At 64.5% G+C, this 17,283-nt stretch carries 19 protein-coding genes and 1 pseudogene; 7 read left to right on the forward strand and 13 right to left on the reverse strand.

From position 1 onward, the window contains the following. Nucleotides 1–159: 159 nt before the first annotated feature. The 7 genes from CJD35_RS20265 to CJD35_RS20295 all read right to left on the reverse strand — a co-directional run bounded on the left by CJD35_RS20265 (nucleotide 160) and on the right by CJD35_RS20295 (nucleotide 6,996). Entirely contained in the window at nucleotides 160–600 is a 441-nt protein-coding gene (locus CJD35_RS20265) for a hypothetical protein (RefSeq protein WP_095687446.1), read from the reverse strand. Then, the gene (locus CJD35_RS20270) at nucleotides 584–2,431 is read right to left on the reverse strand and encodes an integrase (protein ID WP_244917320.1); all 1,848 of its coding nucleotides are present in this window, start codon (nucleotides 2,429–2,431) and stop codon (nucleotides 584–586) included. The genes CJD35_RS20265 and CJD35_RS20270 overlap by 17 nt, the downstream gene beginning before the upstream one ends. Then, nucleotides 2,428–4,224 carry a site-specific integrase gene (locus CJD35_RS20275; RefSeq protein WP_095687447.1) on the reverse strand — a complete coding sequence of 599 codons (1,797 nt, stop codon included), beginning with the start codon at nucleotides 4,222–4,224 and terminating at the stop codon, nucleotides 2,428–2,430. Before CJD35_RS20275 ends, CJD35_RS20270 begins: the two co-directional genes overlap by 4 nt. Further along, a complete protein-coding gene (locus CJD35_RS20280; RefSeq protein WP_095687448.1) occupies nucleotides 4,214–5,356 on the reverse strand; it encodes a tyrosine-type recombinase/integrase in 1,143 nt (380 codons plus the stop codon). The genes CJD35_RS20275 and CJD35_RS20280 overlap by 11 nt, the downstream gene beginning before the upstream one ends. A 217-nt stretch (nucleotides 5,357–5,573) precedes the next feature. Beyond that, a complete protein-coding gene (locus CJD35_RS20285) occupies nucleotides 5,574–5,765 on the reverse strand; it encodes a DUF1289 domain-containing protein (protein WP_095687449.1) in 192 nt (63 codons plus the stop codon). Next, nucleotides 5,762–6,712, reverse strand: coding sequence for a CDF family Co(II)/Ni(II) efflux transporter DmeF (gene dmeF / locus CJD35_RS20290; RefSeq protein WP_095687450.1), 951 nt, complete (start codon nucleotides 6,710–6,712; stop codon nucleotides 5,762–5,764). The genes CJD35_RS20285 and dmeF overlap by 4 nt, the downstream gene beginning before the upstream one ends. Before the next feature lie 8 nt (nucleotides 6,713–6,720). Then, nucleotides 6,721–6,996: a metal/formaldehyde-sensitive transcriptional repressor gene (locus CJD35_RS20295; RefSeq protein ID WP_095687451.1), complete on the reverse strand. Its 276-nt coding sequence runs from the start codon at nucleotides 6,994–6,996 to the stop codon at nucleotides 6,721–6,723. A 252-nt stretch (nucleotides 6,997–7,248) separates the two neighbouring features. On the opposite strand from CJD35_RS20295, the gene CJD35_RS20300 reads away from it, so the two are divergent. The 6 genes from CJD35_RS20300 to CJD35_RS23245 are packed head-to-tail and all read left to right on the forward strand — an operon-like array spanning nucleotide 7,249 to nucleotide 12,712. Continuing rightward, nucleotides 7,249–8,100, forward strand: a complete 852-nt coding sequence (locus CJD35_RS20300) for a chromate resistance protein ChrB domain-containing protein (RefSeq protein ID WP_095687452.1) — start codon at nucleotides 7,249–7,251, stop codon at nucleotides 8,098–8,100. Next, the gene (gene chrA / locus CJD35_RS20305) at nucleotides 8,097–9,512 is read left to right on the forward strand and encodes a chromate efflux transporter (protein ID WP_420876376.1); all 1,416 of its coding nucleotides are present in this window, start codon (nucleotides 8,097–8,099) and stop codon (nucleotides 9,510–9,512) included. The genes CJD35_RS20300 and chrA overlap by 4 nt, the downstream gene beginning before the upstream one ends. Before the next feature lie 44 nt (nucleotides 9,513–9,556). Next, nucleotides 9,557–10,285 (forward strand): superoxide dismutase, encoded by a 729-nt coding sequence (locus CJD35_RS20310; RefSeq protein ID WP_095687453.1) that lies wholly within the window; start codon nucleotides 9,557–9,559, stop codon nucleotides 10,283–10,285. Between the two features lies 1 nt (nucleotide 10,286). Next, nucleotides 10,287–11,675, forward strand: coding sequence for an alginate export family protein (locus CJD35_RS20315; protein ID WP_095687454.1), 1,389 nt, complete (start codon nucleotides 10,287–10,289; stop codon nucleotides 11,673–11,675). 24 nt (nucleotides 11,676–11,699) lie between these two features. Beyond that, nucleotides 11,700–12,356, forward strand: coding sequence for a YncE family protein (locus CJD35_RS23240; protein ID WP_244917321.1), 657 nt, complete (start codon nucleotides 11,700–11,702; stop codon nucleotides 12,354–12,356). Next, nucleotides 12,332–12,712, forward strand: a complete 381-nt coding sequence (locus CJD35_RS23245) for a hypothetical protein (RefSeq protein ID WP_244917322.1) — start codon at nucleotides 12,332–12,334, stop codon at nucleotides 12,710–12,712. Before CJD35_RS23240 ends, CJD35_RS23245 begins: the two co-directional genes overlap by 25 nt. A gap of 66 nt (nucleotides 12,713–12,778) precedes the next feature. Here the strand turns inward: CJD35_RS23245 and CJD35_RS20325 are convergent, their stop codons facing one another. Continuing rightward, nucleotides 12,779–13,837 (reverse strand): deazapurine DNA modification protein DpdA family protein, encoded by a 1,059-nt coding sequence (locus tag CJD35_RS20325; protein WP_095687545.1) that lies wholly within the window; start codon nucleotides 13,835–13,837, stop codon nucleotides 12,779–12,781. 28 nt (nucleotides 13,838–13,865) lie between these two features. Between CJD35_RS20325 and CJD35_RS20330 the strand changes: the two genes are divergently transcribed. Beyond that, nucleotides 13,866–14,360, forward strand: a complete 495-nt coding sequence (locus CJD35_RS20330) for a hypothetical protein (RefSeq protein ID WP_017183276.1) — start codon at nucleotides 13,866–13,868, stop codon at nucleotides 14,358–14,360. A gap of 272 nt (nucleotides 14,361–14,632) precedes the next feature. Here CJD35_RS20330 and CJD35_RS20340 read toward each other — a convergent pair whose 3' ends face one another. The 5 genes and pseudogenes from CJD35_RS20340 to CJD35_RS20360 all read right to left on the reverse strand — a co-directional run bounded on the left by CJD35_RS20340 (nucleotide 14,633) and on the right by CJD35_RS20360 (nucleotide 17,243). Further along, complete coding sequence (locus CJD35_RS20340) at nucleotides 14,633–15,139, reverse strand: thermonuclease family protein (RefSeq protein ID WP_017183278.1); 507 nt, start codon at nucleotides 15,137–15,139, stop codon at nucleotides 14,633–14,635. Next, nucleotides 15,136–15,342: a hypothetical protein gene (locus CJD35_RS20345; RefSeq protein WP_017183279.1), complete on the reverse strand. Its 207-nt coding sequence runs from the start codon at nucleotides 15,340–15,342 to the stop codon at nucleotides 15,136–15,138. The genes CJD35_RS20340 and CJD35_RS20345 overlap by 4 nt, the downstream gene beginning before the upstream one ends. Before the next feature lie 40 nt (nucleotides 15,343–15,382). Then, complete coding sequence (locus CJD35_RS20350) at nucleotides 15,383–15,994, reverse strand: DUF6927 domain-containing protein (protein WP_017183280.1); 612 nt, start codon at nucleotides 15,992–15,994, stop codon at nucleotides 15,383–15,385. 53 nt (nucleotides 15,995–16,047) lie between these two features. Further along, nucleotides 16,048–16,284: pseudogene (locus CJD35_RS20355) on the reverse strand (zincin-like metallopeptidase domain-containing protein); the annotation flags it as partial. Between the two features lie 56 nt (nucleotides 16,285–16,340). Beyond that, nucleotides 16,341–17,243 (reverse strand): ArdC family protein, encoded by a 903-nt coding sequence (locus CJD35_RS20360; RefSeq protein ID WP_095687529.1) that lies wholly within the window; start codon nucleotides 17,241–17,243, stop codon nucleotides 16,341–16,343. Nucleotides 17,244–17,283: the final 40 nt, after the last annotated feature.

Genomic DNA, 17,283 nt, shown 5'->3' on the forward strand with positions numbered 1-17,283 from the left:
ATAAATGTCAGCCGCCCATTGCTCGATCCAAGGAGCGGTGGTTTCGTCATGATCGAGGTCTTAGGTCCGGTTAGATGTGTCCGATTAGGCGCACCGGATTGATCCTGAAGGGTTTTCAGCCGTGGTGGCTAACAGGACGTCTCGTTAGCGGCGTGCAGGCTATTCCTCGGTCTTGCTCAACCCTGCGGCCGGCATGACCGTCACCTTGCGCTGTGCTCTGAGTTGGCGGACGAGGTCGGCATTTCGCTCCTCCAACCGTTTGACGCGCGTCTCTGCGATCAACGCACGCCGCAGCAGTGAAGCATTCTCCGTGGCTAACGCCCGGACTCGCACTTCCCCATCCCCCTTTCCTCCACCTTCATCGGGTGCACCGTTCGGACATCGCATCGGAGACCGCTCAGCCTGGAGGTCGCGTAGATCGTCAAGCGCGGACCGGTGATTGGTGTACAGAGCATTACGGCCGATGCCGGCACGCCGGGCCAGTGCTGAGGCGGTGAGCTCCGCGGCAGGATCGGCGCGCAGCGCGGCGAGTGCCTCTTGCAGGCGCGCAGCGATCCGCTCGCGGCGCCGTCCCTGCGGCGTATCAGCCAGGGTTGCCATCGTCGGCCTGCGGATCGAGCTCGCAGATCACGCGCCGGCTCTCCTCGACGCGCATCATCGCCAGATTTCGGCTTTCGGGATCGAGATCGGGCCTTTCCAGAAGAGCGAGATTTCGCCGCAGACGGGCATCCCACACCGGTTTGTGATGCTGACTCACCGCGAAGTTCGCACAGGTGACGCATGTGCCCTGCGTGCGAAGAACAGGATTGGGCTCCTTGTCCGACCCGATGCAGGCCGAGGTTTCCCGTCGGTAGAGGCAGTACCCCCAGTCGCAGACCCCGAGCCTGACGTCCGTCTCGGCGAGAAGGCGGGTTATATACGCATCGAGATCGCCATCCTGCGTGCGGCCGCGGAACGGAGAGCGCGCAGCGAGCTCCCGACCCGCTTTGCCGGCAAGGCGAGGTGCGACCAACAGTTCTTCGAGCGCGGCGCGGGTTTCGCGGGCTGCCTGTGCATCGACCAGTTCCGAGAGTTCGAAGTCGGTGCCGACATAGGCGCGGTCGGTCATGGCACGGGTGACATGGCCGAGATGCTTGGCAAGTGCCGCGAGGCCGGTCCGGTCACGGCGGCCGACGAACCGCGCGAACGTCTTGCGCCCCTGATGCGTGGTCAGCTTCCAGCCCTCGCCTTCGATCGCGGGAAGACGCAGCGTCGCGCCGATGCCGTCGTTCAGGCGTATGTTCATCGCCGGTGCGGTGAGCGGCTCGATCGGCAACGCCGAGGATCGGATTGCGCTGCCCGGACGTGTTTGGATTTGCCAGAGGTACGGTCGGTCGGTGATCGCTCGCCACGGCGCGGAGAGGCGTTCGAGGATTTCGATCGCGCGCACCGCGGGCTGCGGCGCTACCCAGCGGTGCGGTATCCCGCTCCCCGGCGCATCCTTCCGGATCGTACCGTTCAGATAGCCGAACATTTCCTGCTGCTCACCCTGCACCATTTCGATGCAGCCGGCCTCGAGCGATAGTATCTCGGAAGCGCGCGGACCGACGAGGTAGGCGATGATGACGAAGCACGCCTCGTACAACCGGGCAACCATGCCATTGAAGGCGAGCATCGGCTGGATCGTCAGCGGCATGGCTTGCCCTGGGACGAGTTCGACCGGCGCCGCCGCGCGCAGGTATCTGCGGATGCGCCTCGAACGCGCGGGCTTGGCATTCCCCTTGGCACGTGCCGCATCGTGCAGCGCCTGTAGATCGTCCCTCATGCGAAGGATGATGTCGGCCGGTTCACCGATGAGGTGGAGTGCCCCCGCAACGAGCGGTATGGCGACCTCGTCAGGTGTGTACGGCCACCGCTCGACCGGTCGCCACCGGCCCAGCTCGTTGAGTGCCGGTGGCGCCGCCCCTGGCGTGTCAGGGAGCTTCTCGCGCTGCTGATAAAAGGCGCGTAGCAGCGTGCGATAGTTTCCGGCGGTCGATAGCGCCATCGTGGGATTGATGCGTGGCCGCTCGGCGAGATCGTCGAACAGGCGCCGGATGGCCTCGTCATCCAGCTCCGACCATCGGGTAATGCCTTGGCCCGCCATCCACTCCAGCACAACGCGCAGCAGGGTTCCCTGCGTCGCGAGCGAGCGCAACGATAGCGCCGGGCGACCAGGAGGCGGATCGCTATGCAATGACCACAGCAAGTGCTTGCTTGCATCGCGCAGCATCCGCCAGTGCAGTTCGCTGAACCGGCTTCCGTCGGGCAAGGTGAAGGACCAGTCGACCCGGAAGGTCGTGTCACGCTGGCCGACGACTCCCATCGCCATTTGCCAATGATCGTCGCCGAACAGCGAGTGCGGGGAGACGCGAACCGAAGCGTCCGGCAAAGCGAGAAGCGGGACGCTCATTCGAGGTCCGGGAGATCGGGCAACAAAGCAGCTTGGTGCTCCGCCTGCTCTCTCAGTCCGGCCGGGAACGCAGGAAGGAGATCATGCTCGAGCACATGCAGGCTCGGCCCATAGAACAACGCCCAGCGTACCGGATCGATCTGGTCCCGGGCAGCGAGGAGATGCCCGCGGGCCTGTAGCACGCGCGCGAACCGCTCGACGTCGAGCGGTACGATCAGCCCCGGACAGGCAAGACAGCCGCGTAGTCTCGGACAGAGACGCGGATTCCCGTCTCCCCCCTTTTCGACGGGCGCCAGGCAGCGATGGCCGAACAATGCCGTCACCGACCCATGCCGGGCGGGCTCTTTCCTGTCAGGCCCGCTGACCCATGCGACCATGAGCGTCTGCAGCCGCGCGATTGTTTCCTGCTCCAGTTTCCGCGCGGCAGATCCCTCGACATAGCGATCGGTCGTGACGAGGCTCGCGTGATTGAGGACCGCGCCCGCCGCGCGCAGATCGCCTCCGGACGCCACATAATGTTCGGTGGCGACGCTGCCGCGCAGCTGCGACGCCGTAAACTTCGGCACCAGCGGTTTCGGGCGCGCCGGATGGGCGGCATTCCAGCGTTCGATCCGGTGGTTGGTGCGACGGATGAATCGGTTGATGAACCCTGGGATGCTGTCGGGTGCAATGAGTCCGGCGGGATAATCATGCCGCCGCCAATAGGCCGCGGACGGGTAGCGGATCAGGAACAGGCTCTCGCGTTCATCGGGCGGCGCATGCGCGATCAGCGGTTCGGTCATTTCCAGCAGCATCTCGATCAGGCGGGGCGCTGACCGCGGTCTACGCGGATCGAAGGAGCGGCGTTGCATCTTCGGGTTTCGACCAGTCCGCCGTTTCAGCCATTCCACCATGACTCGATTGTCATCGAGCGGATGGGGCACCAGGCAGTCGCGCCGGATCGCGCGAAGCGGCTGGGGATTGGCCGCGAGCTGGATCGCCAGGGCAACATAGAACGGCGCCATGGTGTGCGATGTCAGGTGGTAATGCTGGGCGATCGCCTCCTGGCGTCCATAGTGCTCAAGCGAGTTCGGGTTGATGCCAGCGGCGCGTATTGCCTCGCCGCTCGGAGCGATGCCGCCGCCGATCCGGTGGAGTTTCCACACCCAGCGCGCGAGCGCCTGCCCTGGGCCATTCCCCTCGGGCGGCAGCGGCGCCGCGATGATCTCCTGGCCGCGTCGGAATCGCGCCCACGCCATGTCGATCTCGTCATAGGCGGCCGCCAGGATCGTTTTCATCTCGGTCGCGGTGAGGCGGACCTTGGCCTCGGGTGACCATCCCACGCTGGGGAACGGGCTGTACGGGATGGCGAGCGCACTTCCGAACAGATCGGGATAGGCCTGCTCGACGCGCTCCAGCAGCGGCTTCAAGGCCGCAATACGCTGGGCCATGGTGGCGCGGCTGAGCTGGCGGCCGCTCGCCGGGGTCGCCAGCGCATCGATATAGCGCCGGATCGTGCCGGCGTTGACATCGCGGGCGCAGGCTACCCCTTCGGTGCGGAGAAAGCGACCGAAGCGCCGAAGCACGCGCCACCGTCCCCGCCTCGTCGTGGCGGAAGAGCCCGCATCGTGAACGCGAAACGCCTCGACAAAAACGCGGGAGACATCATTCGGCATATCGAGCGCGCGGGGATCGAACGTCTGAACGATTTGGCCCCATTCGTCGCGGAAGATGATTTGCCGGTCGTCTTGCTGCTCCACGGCGGGCGGGCGCTCGATCACGATCCGGCGATCGATACGATTCTCAGTCGGCATCGGCGATGACCTCACCGTAGAGCCAGTCCAGGCTTTCGCTGATGTCCGGCTCATAGAGTTCGACGCACCGAAGATAGATGGCGGTTGTCGTGATCGAGGCATGGCCCAGCAGAACCTGCACGATCTTCAACGGATTCAGCGCTGGATTGGTACGCGCCTGGATCTGAAGGCGGGTGAGCATCACCATCGCGAAGGTGTGGCGGAGCCAATGCAGCGTGCCCGGCAACCCGGCTGCTGCGAACCCCTCTGAGAGCAGTGCCGTCATGCGCTTGCGCGTGAGCGGATGGCCCAGGCTATTCAGGAAGAGGTTGGGAGATGCTCTATAGCGACCGTCAGATTTGCGCGCGCGCCCCACGATGCGCACCCGCTCCTCGCCGACATACCAATGGGTGCGATCGAGCAGGCGCACCGGCGGATAGACCGTCCGGGGTCGGTCGCCCTTGGTGATGCTGAGCGGCACGCCCACCAATGGCGTCTCTTCCGGGTGAAGTGACCAGCTGTCGGGAATCTGCTCGACGGCAAGGGCGCAAAGTTCCTTGCGTCGAAGGCCGGCACACAACGCCCATTCGGCCGCAAGCCGTGCGGTCGGCGCGAGCTGCGCGAAGAGTCTTGCCAACTCGTCCGCGCGCATCGGCCGTGGAAGCTGCTCAGGAACCGAGATCGTCAGATCGCCGGTCGGATAGCGCCCGAAGCGCGGAACGGGAGTAGGTCTGACACCGTGCCGCGCTTGGAGCGGACGCGGGAACACGCGATGCGTGATGAAGCCATGGTCAAGGGCCCAGGCGTAGAAACGATAGACGGTCGCGATCCGGGCATTGATCGTCGAACGAGCGAACGGGCGACCGGTATGCTGGCTCGGCCCTTCGAGCATTCGCGCCCGATACGCGGCGAGCACAGGCTCATCGGCCGCATCCCAGTCGATGCCCGACTGCTCGAGCGCGTCGAACCATTCGTAGAGATGCTCACCGTAGGTTCGAACGGTTTCCGAAGCCTGCGGGCGACCATGAGCTTGGGCGTGCTCGAGCAGATAGGCGAACGTGGGCTCGATGATCGCCATCCCGGCGTCGAACAGGATTGGGAAGCCGACCGGAATGCCCGCCTCGCCTGCACCTGCCCGAATGATCGTCACCACGATGTCGGATCCCCTCGCCTTGGGGTTCCTGAGGACAATACAGGCATCGGGTAATGGACCGGGCATGCTTTCGGCGAAGCGATGCGCTTTCGGGACGCATCGCTTCGCCGGACCGTTTGAAGTGACTCAGCCAGATGCAATCGCCACCGGGCGAAGCACCGTCCGGTGGCGATCGTCTTGCGCGACTATCGCTTTGGCTGCTTTTGGATGCCCACTTTCAATGCCGGTCGAGCGTCAACACTGTCTCGCCGAGCTTTCGGAGGCGACGCGGAAGATCTGCCGCGATCTGGCGTTGCTGGTGCGGTTGCGCCTTCTTCCAGACACGGCACTCCTCCTTTGTCCGGCCGCACGCGCGGCACCATCCTGTGCGGCCGTCGAAGGCGCAGATGTCGACACAGGGGGACTTCATGCGGGCTGCATATCGATGGTGAGGTGACGCAGTTCATGCACGGGACCGAGACGACGCTCGACGGTCGCGCGATCGACGTTGGGTCCGGCGATCACGGAGACGATGCCGGCATGGGCGTCTGGGCCGATGCGCCAGACATGAAGATCGGCAATGCGGGCGTCGCCCGGGGTCTCGATCAATTCGCGGATCTCGTCGGCGACATGATCGTCGGTACGATCCAGCAGCATCCATGCCGTGTCGCGCATCAGCGAGACCGACCAACGGGCGATGACGATCGCACCGACAATTCCCATCACCGGGTCCAGCCATACCCAACCGAGATACCGGCCGGCCAGCAAGGCGGTGATGGCGAGTACCGATGTCAGGGCATCGGCGAGCACGTGAACATAGGCAGCGCGCAGATTATTGTCCTGGTCGCGGCCGCCGTCATGGTCGTGGTGATGGTCGCCGTGGCCATGGCCATGGCCATGACCGTGATCATGCGAGTGGCTGCCTGCGAGCAGAGCGGCGCTCGCCAGATTGACGCCCAGTCCGGCGATCGCGATGATCGTCGCTTCGCCGAAAGCCACGGTGACGGGCTGGAGCATCCGTAACATCGACTCCACGCCGATGCCGATCGCGATCACCGCCAGGACCAAGGCAGAGGCAAAGCCGGCAAGCTCACCGACCTTGCCGGTGCCGAAGCTGAAACGACGATCGGACGCATGCCGTCTCGCATAAGCGTAGGCCAGAGCTGCAACGCCCAGCGCGCCGGCATGGGTCGCCATATGGAAACCGTCCGCCAGCAGCGCCATCGAGCCGGTCCAGTAGCCGGCGAATACCTCGGCGACCATCATCACCGCGGTCAGCAGCACGACCCATAAGGTGCGGCGCGCATTCGCATCGTGCGAGGCACCCAGGAAAAAATGGTCGTGCGAGAACCGCTCGATTTCAGGAAGGCTTGCCACGGAACGTCCTATTTGGAGTAACGGCGGATGACCTCCTTGAGCTCTTCGGCTGCCTGCGTGCGCGCCTCTTCCCTCAGACCCGGCGCGGCTACATGCTCGTCGAGGTGCTCGACGATGATTTCGTCCATCAGACCATTGATCGCCCCGCGCACCGCGGCAACGAGCTGCAGAATCTCGCTGCAGCTCGCGTCGCTTTCGAGCGCGCGTTCAACCGCGCCGATCTGCCCGCCGATGCGCCGAACGCGCGCAATCAGTTGCGACGATGATTTGTTGAGATGAGCCATACTATACTCCCCTATGGTATAGCGGTGAGCAGGACAAGGGTCCCGTACTGGCCCTTTCCGAACGGCGTTGACGCGAACGGCGCATGAGAGGGGCTGCGTCGACTCCCAAATATCCAATGCGATTTCCACCTCGGCGCAGTCTGTGGTTGACAGTCAGGGGCTCAAGCGCATTATCGCCGCATGGGGATCGCGATCACCCCATGAGGCGACAGGCTGAAGTATCGCGTCCTGCTTAAAACCCAAGGACGCATCATGCCTGCGCTAAACACGATTCCCGTAGATAAGCTCGTTCGCCTGATCGGTACGCCCAAGGCGCCGACAATCATTGATGTGCGCACCGACGACGACTTCGCGGCGGAGCCACGCTTCATCCCGGGCGCAGTTCGTCGGCCATGGGCGGACGTCGCCGGCTGGGCTGCCGAATATCGGGGCAAATCGATCGTCGTAGCCTGCGCGCAGGGCCACAAGCTGAGCCAGGGCGCCGCTGCCTGGCTGCGCCAGGAAGGCGCCGACGCAGACGCCCTCGACGGAGGCGTCCGCGCGTGGATCGACGCTGGTCATCCCCTCATCCCCGAAGCGGTGCTGCCGGCCCGCAATCCGCAAGGCAGGACCGTCTGGGTCACGCGCGCCCGACCCAAGGTCGATCGTATCGCCTGCCCTTGGCTGATCCGGCGGTTCGTCGATCCCAACGCCATGTTCCTGTTCGTAGCACCCGGCGAGGTGGTCGGCGTCGCCGAACGATTCGGCGGCGCGCCCTTCGATATCGAGGGCGATGGCATCACCTGGAGCCATGATGGCGAGCGCTGTACGTTCGACGTCATGCTCGAGGGTTTCGGCCTCTCCGAGGTGCAGCCGCTTGCCCATCTGGCCCTGATCGTCCGCGGGGCCGACACCGGCCGACCGGAGATCGTGCCGGAGGCAGCAGGGCTCGTGGCGATGTCGCTCGGCCTGTCGCGCATGTATGCCGATGACCTGGAGCAGCTTGAGGCCGGGATGCTCCTTTACGATGCCTTCTATCGCTGGTGCCGCGATGCGACCGGCGAGACTCATGATTGGGTATCCCATCAGCCCAAGGGCGCACGCACGAAGCCGGTGACGGCATGAGCACCGTCCCGATGGAAGTGGGCGCCGCGTCAGCGCCGCGGCCTGCTCCGATCGCGCCAGTCTCGCTTGGCGAGGCTTTCTGGGTCTGGCTCAGGATCGCTGCTCTCTCGTTCGGTGGCCCGGCCGGGCAGATCGCGGTGATGCACCGCATCCTCGTCGACGAGAAGCGCTGGATCGGCGAGCATCGGTTCCTGCACGCCCTCAACTATTGCATGCTGCTGCCCGGCCCCGAAGCGCAGCAGCTCGCCACCTATATCGGCTGGCTAATGCATAAGACACGCGGCGGAATCGTCGCGGGCGCACTGTTCGTCCTGCCCGGCGCGATCTCGATCATGGCCTTGAGCTGGATTTATGCGCTCTACGGACGTGTCGGCATTGTCTCGGCCTTGTTCTTCGGGCTGAAGTGCGCGGTGCTCGCGGTCGTGCTGCAAGCGGTGGTGCGGATCGGCAGCCGGGCGCTCAAGAACACTATCATGCGTGGCTTGGCGGCGGCGGCGTTCATCTTCATTTTCTTCCTCGGCGTGCCCTTCCCGGTCATCGTGCTCGCCGCCGGGCTGATCGGCTATTTCGGCGGCCGCGCTGGCATTTCGGCATTCCAGGTCGGTGGCGGACACGGGGCCACCAAGGGCGCGATCGTCGAGGACGCCGACACCTTGCTCGGCGAGGAACTGCCCGATCATGCCAACCCGACGCTCGGGCAGTCGCTCCGCCAGGCGCTTGTCTGGCTTGTGCTGTGGCTTGCGCCCGTGGCAGCCTTGCTGCTGCTTCTCGGCGGCACCAACGTCTTCACACAGATCGCGACCTTCTTCTCGACCATGGCGGTGGTGACGTTCGGCGGCGCCTATGCAGTGCTGGCTTATGTCGCACAGCAGGCCGTCGAGAACTATCACTGGCTGCAGCCAAGAGAGATGCTCGACGGGCTCGGCATGGCCGAGACCACGCCGGGACCGCTCATCATGGTGCTGCAGTTCGTTGGATTCATGGGCGCCTATCGCCATCCCGGTATGCTGTCGCCGCTGCTCGCGGGGACTTTGGGCGGGCTGCTCGCCACTTGGGTGACGTTCATTCCCTGCTTCCTGTGGATATTCCTCGGTGCGCCGTTCATCGAGCGGATGCGCGGCAACAAGGCGCTGTCGGGCGCGCTGTCGGCAATCACAGCTGCGGTCGTCGGCGTAGTGCTTAACCTCGCCATCTGGTTTGCGATCCACACGATCTTTCGCGCTGTGCTGCCGTTCCACGCCGGGCCGATCCGTTTCGACATGCCGGTAATGGCCAGCATCGACCTGTGGGCGCTCGCCATCTCGGTCGCGGCGATCATCGCCATGTTTCGCCTGAAGATCGGCATCTTCACAACGCTCGGCGGCGCCTCGGCAGCCGGCGTAGCCCTCTATTTCGCCGGCATCCTCGCATGACCGGACAGTCCCACATTTCAACCAACCTTCGACCGGAGAAGACGATGAGCGACCCGATGATCGACCGCCGCAACCTTCTCGCTGCTGGCGCCATGATGACGGTGGGTGCTGCGGCGCTCGCATCGACCGACGCTGTCGCGCAAACACCTGCCGGGGCGGTTGCGCCGGCAGGGCGCGCCTTCGCGCCGCAACCGGTGGCGCTGCCGTTCGATCCAAAGACGATCACCGGCTTGTCCGAGCGGCTGCTCGTCAGTCATCACGACAACAATTATGTCGGCGCAGTGAAGCGGCTCGGTGCCATCACGACCCAGTTCGCCAGTCTCGATGCAGCCAAAGCGCCGGGCTTCACGATCAACGGACTGAAGCGCGAGGAGTTGATCGCCTGGAATTCGATGATCCTGCACGAACTCTATTTCGCCGGGCTCGGTGCGGCTTCGCAGCCTGGCCGACCGCTCGCGCAAGCAATCGAGCGGGATTTCGGGAGCCATGATCGCTGGGGGGCCGAGTTCGCCGGCATGGGCAAGGCGCTGGGCGGCGGTTCCGGCTGGGTGCTGCTGCAATGGAGCCACCGCGACAACCGCCTGACCAACCAATGGGCGGCCGATCACACGGCGACGCTCGCTGGTGCTACGCCAATCCTCGCCCTCGACATGTACGAACATGCCTATGCGATGGATTTCGGGGCAAAGGCTGGGGACTATGTCGATACCTTCATGCGCTCGATTGCGTGGGCCAATGCGGACCGACTGGCCGCAAGACTTGTGACAAGCTGACATGGCCATCTTCAAGCGCCACCGGGCGCCTCGTTTTCGGCGCACCGCCCCGGTCGCCGTATCGGGACTGCTCGCCCTTGCCGGTCCGGCATATGCGCAGCACACCCCGACCTCGACGGCTGTCGAAGGGCTCGATGTCAGCGGATCGATGCGCCTGCGCTACGAGACGGTTGATGGACAGGTTCGCCCGGGGTTCAACCCGAGCGACGAACTCATCGACCTGCGCACGATTGTCACCGCGACCTACAAGGCGGGGCCGTTCCGCATCGGCGGCGAAGTCTATGATAGCCGGTCCTGGCTCGCCAACACGCGCACGCCGATCTCGACCAACGAAGTCAACGCACTCGACCTGGTTCAGGCCTGGGTCGGCGCCGATATCGAGCACCCATTCGGCCCGGGCACATCACTCGGTCTTCGGGCTGGCCGGATGCAAATCGACCTTGGCTCGCGTCGGCTGGTCGCGGCCGATGACTATCGCAACACCACCAACGGCTTCACCGGCCTGCGTGCGGACCTTGGCCTCAAGACCCTCAAGGCGACATTGATCTACGTTCTGCCGCAGCAGCGCCGCCCTGATGACCAGACTGCCATTCTCGATAACAAAATAGGCTTCGATCATGAGGGATTCGACCAGGTGCTTTGGGGCGGCATCGTGTCGCGTCCGAAAACGCTCGGCGCGGCAACGGTCGAACTGGGCTTCTTTCATCTCGGCGAACACGACACGGCCGGTCGTCCGACGCGCGACCGATCGCTCAACACTTTCGACGCGCGCGTGATCCGCGATCCAAAGGCCGGCATCATCGACTATGAGCTTGAGGGCATCTATCAATCAGGCCGGATCAGCACGACCATCGCGGCCGGCGCGCCACGCGTCCCGGTCAGCGCCTGGTTCGTCCACGCCGACTTCGGCTATACATTGCCGGGCGTCTGGAAGCCGCATGTCTCGGCCGAGTTCGATTATGCTTCGGGTGATCGCGCGGGCGGCACGTACACGCGGTTCGACAGCCTGTTCGGGATGCGCCGCGCCGATCTCGGGCCGGTCGGCCTGTACAATGTGGTGGCGCGCACCAATGTCTTGACGCCGGGGCTACGCGTCGAGGCAACGCCGAACAAGCGGCTCGACCTGATGCTCAGCTACCGGCTACTCTGGCTTGCCCAGGCGACCGACAGCTTCTCGGGCACAGGGGTCCGTGACGCATCGGCGCGCGCGGGCAGCTTCGCCGGCCAGCAGCTCGACGCCCGTGTTCGGGCCTGGATCGTCCCGCAAAGGCTGCGGTTTGAAGTGGACGGCGTATGGTTGGCAAAAGGGCGCTTCCTCACCGATGCGCCCAACGCACCGCCAACGGGGGACAGCAAATATCTCTCGCTCAACCTGACCGCCAGCCTGTGAGACAAAGGACGAAAGGGATCGAGCATGCTCGTATGGCGAAAAGCCCTTCAGTTCGTCGGTATCGTATCGGCGCTCTCGCTCGCGCCCGGTTGCAGCGCAGCCCCGCGCATGGTCGCCGCAACCGACCCATCGTCACCGCTGAAACTCGAGCGAGCCATTTCATTGCCCGACGTCGCCGGGCGGATCGACCATCTTGCGCTCGATGTGGCTCATGGCCGGCTATTCGTCGCGGAATATGGCAACGGCACGGTCGATGAAATCGATCTGGCCAGTGGTCGCCGGCTCGGCCGGATCGTCGGACTGCACGAACCGCAGGGTGTCGCCTATCTCGATCGCCTTGACGAGATCGTCGTCGCTTGCGGTGATGGATCCATCCATTTATATACCGCAGCCGATCGCCATGAAGTGGCGAAACTCGACCTCGGCGACGATGCTGACAATGTCCGGATCGACAGTCGCAATGGGCATGTCATTATCGGCTATGGCGGTGGCGGTCTGGCGATCATCGATCCCGCGAAACACGCAATTCTGAGCCGGGTATCGCTCGCCGGCCACCCCGAGGAATTCCGGCTGCGGGCCTCCCGTGCCTGGATCAACATCCCCGATCGTGGAGCGATCGTGGTGGCTGACGTCGATTCAGGCGCTGTCCTTTCGTCATGGCCGACGGGATGCACCGCCTGAACTTTCCGCTGGCGGTCGAACCGTCCGGTCGCGAGGTGGTCGTTGGCTACCGATTACCCGCTGCGCTTCAGCGCCGAGATGCCGTTACGGGAGCCGTCATCGATACGCTGCCCGCCTGCGGCGACGCCGACGATCTCTTCCTCGATGGCGACCGTCAATATCTCGTCTGCGGTGCTGGCCACATCGACGTTTCGATGCACTCACAGCCTGGGGGAACGGGCCTGCGAGTTATTACCGCGCCGGGCGCTCGAACGGGCCTGTTTTCACCTGAGCTCGCGAAGCTGTTCGTGGCGGTGCCTGCCAGAGGCAGGCCTGCGGCGATCTGGGTACTGGATACGGCAATCGCGCGTCATTGAGCGGGACCACAGGTTTCGATGACGTAGTAATTGGCCAAGGATTTCGATGCACCGCGTAGAGAGGGATCAGGCCGACCACCGCCAGCTCTTTGGGTTAGCGCGGCGGTCGGCCTGATCCCTCTCAATGGACGCCGCTAAAAGGGCAATCTGATCCGCAGGACCTAAGAGATCACCAAATTCGATCAGTTCGCGGATTTGCTGCCGCGCTTCCGCGATGGCCGCCTCCCATGGGTCGTCGGGTCGCGCGGGTTCAGCTACAGGCACCTGCATCGGAAGCTGGCGCTGCGCTTGGCGCATGCGCGCATGCTGGGAGCAGACCCAGAGTTCCATATGGTCCGCCACGATGGCGTCGCTCTTCGCAATGCCGCCGCGTCGCGCCGCATTCCTGGCCGCTACGCCGTAGGCTTGGCTGTCGATCGAGGCGATCCGATGCGCGAAGACCGTAAGATAAGGGATGGCCTCGCCCTTCACGCCGAAGAGGTGGAGCCGGATGCCCGGCGGTAGCACGCGATCGAGATGATCGACGACCGCCATCAGGCCTTCGGGCCCGTGGATCGGGCGCCGGCACATCGACCCGACACCGACCAGTCCGGCCCGTTCGATCGTGCCTGAAAGCGCGTCGGCGCAGCGCTCGTAGTCGAACGGCAGTCGTCCCTGGATCACCGGCATGAAATTGGTCAGGATGCCTTGATCTTCAGCGCGCAGGCGACACTCGACATTGGCGCGAATGGTGCGCGAGATCCGGTCGAGCACCTCGTCGCGGTCGCCCGCGACCTGATGCTCGACGCAGTAGTCCAGACTCGCCCACCACTGGAAGGGAAAGGCCGCGGCGAGGCGAATGTAATCGTCGATTGTCCACGGATAGCCGCCATAGGTCACCATGGCGCTGAAGCCGGCGCTGTCGAGGCTAAGGCTCTTGAGGCCGGTGGCGTTGGCGAGCGCGCTGATCCGCCAACCCGCCCACTTGCGCCAGCCGCGCTCCTTCGTCCAGCGCGAGAGCGCGTTCGCCGAGATGAGGACCGGCTGCTGCAACCGCCTGGCACGCTCGAGCAGCTTGCCGTCGGCGAGGTGTGGCAGACCCACCATGACCGTGATTGATCTTTTCTTTGGGAGCGGATCGTTCATATAATGTTCCTCATGAAGGAGAATCACCGTGTCCGCTTCGACCGCCCGCTATCTTGACCATTTCGATCTGGACGTGACGCTGCGCGATGCGGCGATCGACGAGCAGAACCGCCCGACGCGCCGGATGATCGCCAATGCGGCCATCGGCATGCATATCGAGGACGCTTTCTATTCGGTCCGCGAGCTCCGCGAGGCGGTGAGCTGGATTCACGAGGGCGAGCCGGGCGGCAAGCGCAAGCTGGCCTCGATCCTCAGCAATCCGGTGGGCGACGACTTCCAGCGCTGCATTTATTATTGCCTCGCGGGCCGCGGTGTCGTCGAGATGATCGACGATCTCATGTGGCTCGAGGAGCTGCTGGAGGCGCGCGGCCGGATCGCCGGCGACATCCATCGGCGCCGCATTAAGGCGCGGCCGCTCGTCTCGCCCTATGTCGCGGACGAGCCCGATGGGCCGATGGTGTCGGCAGCGGACGATTTCCGGCAGGGGCGTTCGTGGTGGGCGGATCCGGAGCTCGGTGTCTGAACCCGGGCTTGCCTCGCTAGATCGAGGCTTGGCTTGACCCATCGGACCGGGTCGGGTGGATAATGAGCTACGTCAGTCGAATCGAGGTTGGCCCATGGCCGGTGATTGCTGCGGAGGCGGATGCGGCGAGGAGCGTTCGCGGGACGAGAGGTGAGAACGCGTCCTGCTGATCGCCCTCGGGCTCAATGCCGGCATGTTCGCGGTCGAGATGATCGCGGGCGTCTCGGCGCAGGCGGCTTCCCTGATGGCCGACGCGCTCGATTTCCTCGTCGCTATCGCTCGCAGGTGAGACGACGCCCACGTCGCCACTGGGTGGGTTCGATCCATTCGCCCCCGAAGGCTCCGGCGCCGCGGCGCTTGGCATCCGCGAAGACTGCCGCATAGCGCGCGGCACGATCGGGATCGGCCTTGAGGAACTGGGGCTGGGGAATGGCGAGTCCCGAGCCGATCATGACTTCGCCGAGATCGCGACCGTTGACCGTGACGACGGCCACCGGCCGTCCGTAGCTTGATGGCGAGGACAGGCGGATATTGGCATCGCCGCCATGCAAGGTGCGGGCGGCAAGATCCTGCGCCGCCTTCCCGCACTCCCAGCACGCGCCCGCCTTCTGGCAAAGTTGCCGTCGCTCGAAGGCGTCAACGCCGAGAAGCCGGAAATCGGCCGCGACCGTATCGCCATCAAGCGCCCGCGCGGTAGCATTGAAGGAGGTGTCCTCGGCGGCATCGCTCGGCGTGCAGGCGGCGATAAGCAGGAGAGCCAGGGTCGGAACGCGCGTCATGCGACCATTTCAAGGACGACGAAACCCGGCGCCGACGGATCGGTGGATACGCGAAAGGGCTGGAGCGGGTCCGCCGTGCGCAAAATGCTCACTTTCCTTGGGTAATGATCGAAGATGCGCCCAGCGACGCGCATGGCGTTCTCGCGGCTGCAGAGCAGCGCGCGTTTGGGAGAGAGGCCGTCCCTGTCGATGCTGATGGTCATAAAATGATCCCCTTCGTCACGAGGATATATCGATTGAGGTTCAGGCGAACACCGTCTTGTGGACCTTGGTGACGGGCACGACCGACCAGGCGCGCTCCATGAGGCGGCTGATCCGGTAGAAACTACCGTTGGTGGGATCGCGAAGGAGGAGCTTTCGCCTGCGCTTGGACACCACGAACTCCTGCCCGACGTGACCGTCCGAGAAAGTCACCGGCGCCTCGAGCCGGATGCGATCACCGTCCGACAGTTTGCGTCCACGCCTCGCGAGATTGGCCCGGCAACGCTCCCGCCAGTCGAGAGCGTATTTGTTGTCGGTCGCCGTCAGGAGATCCAGGATATGCGCGGGACATCCATCCTCACAGGGACCCATGGATTCCTCCATATCCTTGTATCCGAGGATCATTCCCTCCTTGTCGCGAGGGTTCCATCGGACGAGGCAGACGATCGCGAAGATTTCGCCGCCGACACCGTTCGTCATCACCTGGGTCGCGGCGTAATAGACCCGGTTTCCGGGGCAGGCCGAAGCCAGGACCTTGAGCCCGCGCGAGCCGCCCTCCTCCTGCGGGCGTTCATGGGTGAACTGAGCGTCGAGATAGGATTTCGCGGATGCGTGTCCGCCGAGCGATTGGCGAGGCATGTAGAGCCAGCCCATGGTGGTGCTCCTTCGCGATATGAGTGGAATGGAAAATCGATCGGACGTGGCGATCAGGCGGCGAGAGCTGCCGCCGCCGTTGGCTCGTCCCGAACGCTGTCGTCGGCTGCGCCACCAAAGCTCTTCAGGTAAGCAAAGGCCTGCTCGGCCTTGGCGGCCGCGTGGATGATGGCGGTCTTGTCCCCGCGAAGGATGCCGAGCCAGTGTCCGACATAGCTTGCGTGGCTGTCGTGTAGGATATTCGGGAGATCCAGATCGGCGCAGCACAGCCCTGCCCCGATTTCCGCGACATATCCTGACAGTCCAGCGCTAATGTGAATTCCAGCGCCATTTTTGCGAACCTGTTTCACGCCGCCATCTCCTCAGCCTGAGGCTGCTGGGCATGCATCCAGTCGGCTGCGGCCTGGGCCTTGCTGGCAGCTGTGAAAATCGCACGTGGGTCATCCTTGAACACGCGCAGCCAGGACGCGACGTAGGCGGCGTGATCGGGCCGTGGGTGATGGGCGATACCGAGATCCGCGAGGACGAACGATGCGGTAAGTTCGGCGCAAATTTCCTCGATCGCGAGGCTGTCGCGCTTGAACCGTTCGGCGAAGTTGCGGTCGAGCCGGTGCTTTGCGCCAGTGGCGTGACCACATTCGTGCAGCAATGTGCCCATGTGGGCCGACGCGTCGCGGAATGTGGCAAAGGTCGGCATGAAAATCTGGTCGAGATCGATCCGGTAATGCGCGTCGTATGCCCCCTCGGTGACCGGAATCTTCAATGCAGAAACGAACGCCTCGGCGTGCGCGAACCGTTCGCTCTCGGGCAAGACCGCGACCGGTGCAGGCTCGTAGCCTTCCACCTGAGCGAGGTTGAACACGGTGAACGCGCGGGCGAACATGCGCCCGGGGCCGGCTTCGCCCTCATCATGATCATCGGCGGCGCGCGATGTAGCCTGCTTCCAGAATACGACCGTGGTGCCGTGCTCCCCTTTGCGAACCTGCGCACCGAGAGCCGCCCACTGACGGTAGGTGCCCCACAGACCGCTGGAATAAGCAGCCGCTTCGGCAGCAATCCAGAGCGCCAGCACGTTGACGCCCCGATAGCGCCGACGAGAGGTGACATTCTGCGGCCGGGTGGTGGCCGCGCAGTCGTGATGCCACGGCATGCGCCAGTCACCGGCACCGGCTTCGATGGCATCAACGATCTCGGCGGTGATGCGTGAATAGACGTCGGCGCGCGCCGATGCTGGGTGGGATCGGGTCATGGCAGGTCTCCACGACGGTCGGAGGGAAACTCTCTCCCCC

The organism is Sphingobium xenophagum, from assembly GCF_002288285.1.
Taxonomy (GTDB): domain Bacteria; phylum Pseudomonadota; class Alphaproteobacteria; order Sphingomonadales; family Sphingomonadaceae; genus Sphingobium; species Sphingobium xenophagum.

Bases quoted from the DNA above. Each gene is read 5' to 3' on its own strand.
- CJD35_RS20265 (WP_095687446.1), bottom strand. From the start codon at position 600: ATGGCAACCCTGGCTGATACGCCGCAGGGACGGCGCCGCGAGCGGATC.
- CJD35_RS20270 (WP_244917320.1), bottom strand. From the start codon at position 2,431: ATGAGCGTCCCGCTTCTCGCTTTGCCGGACGCTTCGGTTCGCGTCTCC.
- CJD35_RS20275 (WP_095687447.1), bottom strand. From the start codon at position 4,224: ATGCCGACTGAGAATCGTATCGATCGCCGGATCGTGATCGAGCGCCCG.
- CJD35_RS20285 (WP_095687449.1), bottom strand. From the start codon at position 5,765: ATGAAGTCCCCCTGTGTCGACATCTGCGCCTTCGACGGCCGCACAGGA.
- CJD35_RS20295 (WP_095687451.1), bottom strand. From the start codon at position 6,996: ATGGCTCATCTCAACAAATCATCGTCGCAACTGATTGCGCGCGTTCGG.
- CJD35_RS20300 (WP_095687452.1), top strand. From the start codon at position 7,249: ATGCCTGCGCTAAACACGATTCCCGTAGATAAGCTCGTTCGCCTGATC.
- chrA (WP_420876376.1), top strand. From the start codon at position 8,097: ATGAGCACCGTCCCGATGGAAGTGGGCGCCGCGTCAGCGCCGCGGCCT.
- CJD35_RS20310 (WP_095687453.1), top strand. From the start codon at position 9,557: ATGAGCGACCCGATGATCGACCGCCGCAACCTTCTCGCTGCTGGCGCC.
- CJD35_RS20315 (WP_095687454.1), top strand. From the start codon at position 10,287: ATGGCCATCTTCAAGCGCCACCGGGCGCCTCGTTTTCGGCGCACCGCC.
- CJD35_RS23240 (WP_244917321.1), top strand. From the start codon at position 11,700: ATGCTCGTATGGCGAAAAGCCCTTCAGTTCGTCGGTATCGTATCGGCG.
- CJD35_RS23245 (WP_244917322.1), top strand. From the start codon at position 12,332: ATGGCCGACGGGATGCACCGCCTGAACTTTCCGCTGGCGGTCGAACCG.
- CJD35_RS20325 (WP_095687545.1), bottom strand. From the start codon at position 13,837: ATGAACGATCCGCTCCCAAAGAAAAGATCAATCACGGTCATGGTGGGT.
- CJD35_RS20340 (WP_017183278.1), bottom strand. From the start codon at position 15,139: ATGACGCGCGTTCCGACCCTGGCTCTCCTGCTTATCGCCGCCTGCACG.
- CJD35_RS20345 (WP_017183279.1), bottom strand. From the start codon at position 15,342: ATGACCATCAGCATCGACAGGGACGGCCTCTCTCCCAAACGCGCGCTG.
- CJD35_RS20350 (WP_017183280.1), bottom strand. From the start codon at position 15,994: ATGGGCTGGCTCTACATGCCTCGCCAATCGCTCGGCGGACACGCATCC.
- CJD35_RS20360 (WP_095687529.1), bottom strand. From the start codon at position 17,243: ATGACCCGATCCCACCCAGCATCGGCGCGCGCCGACGTCTATTCACGC.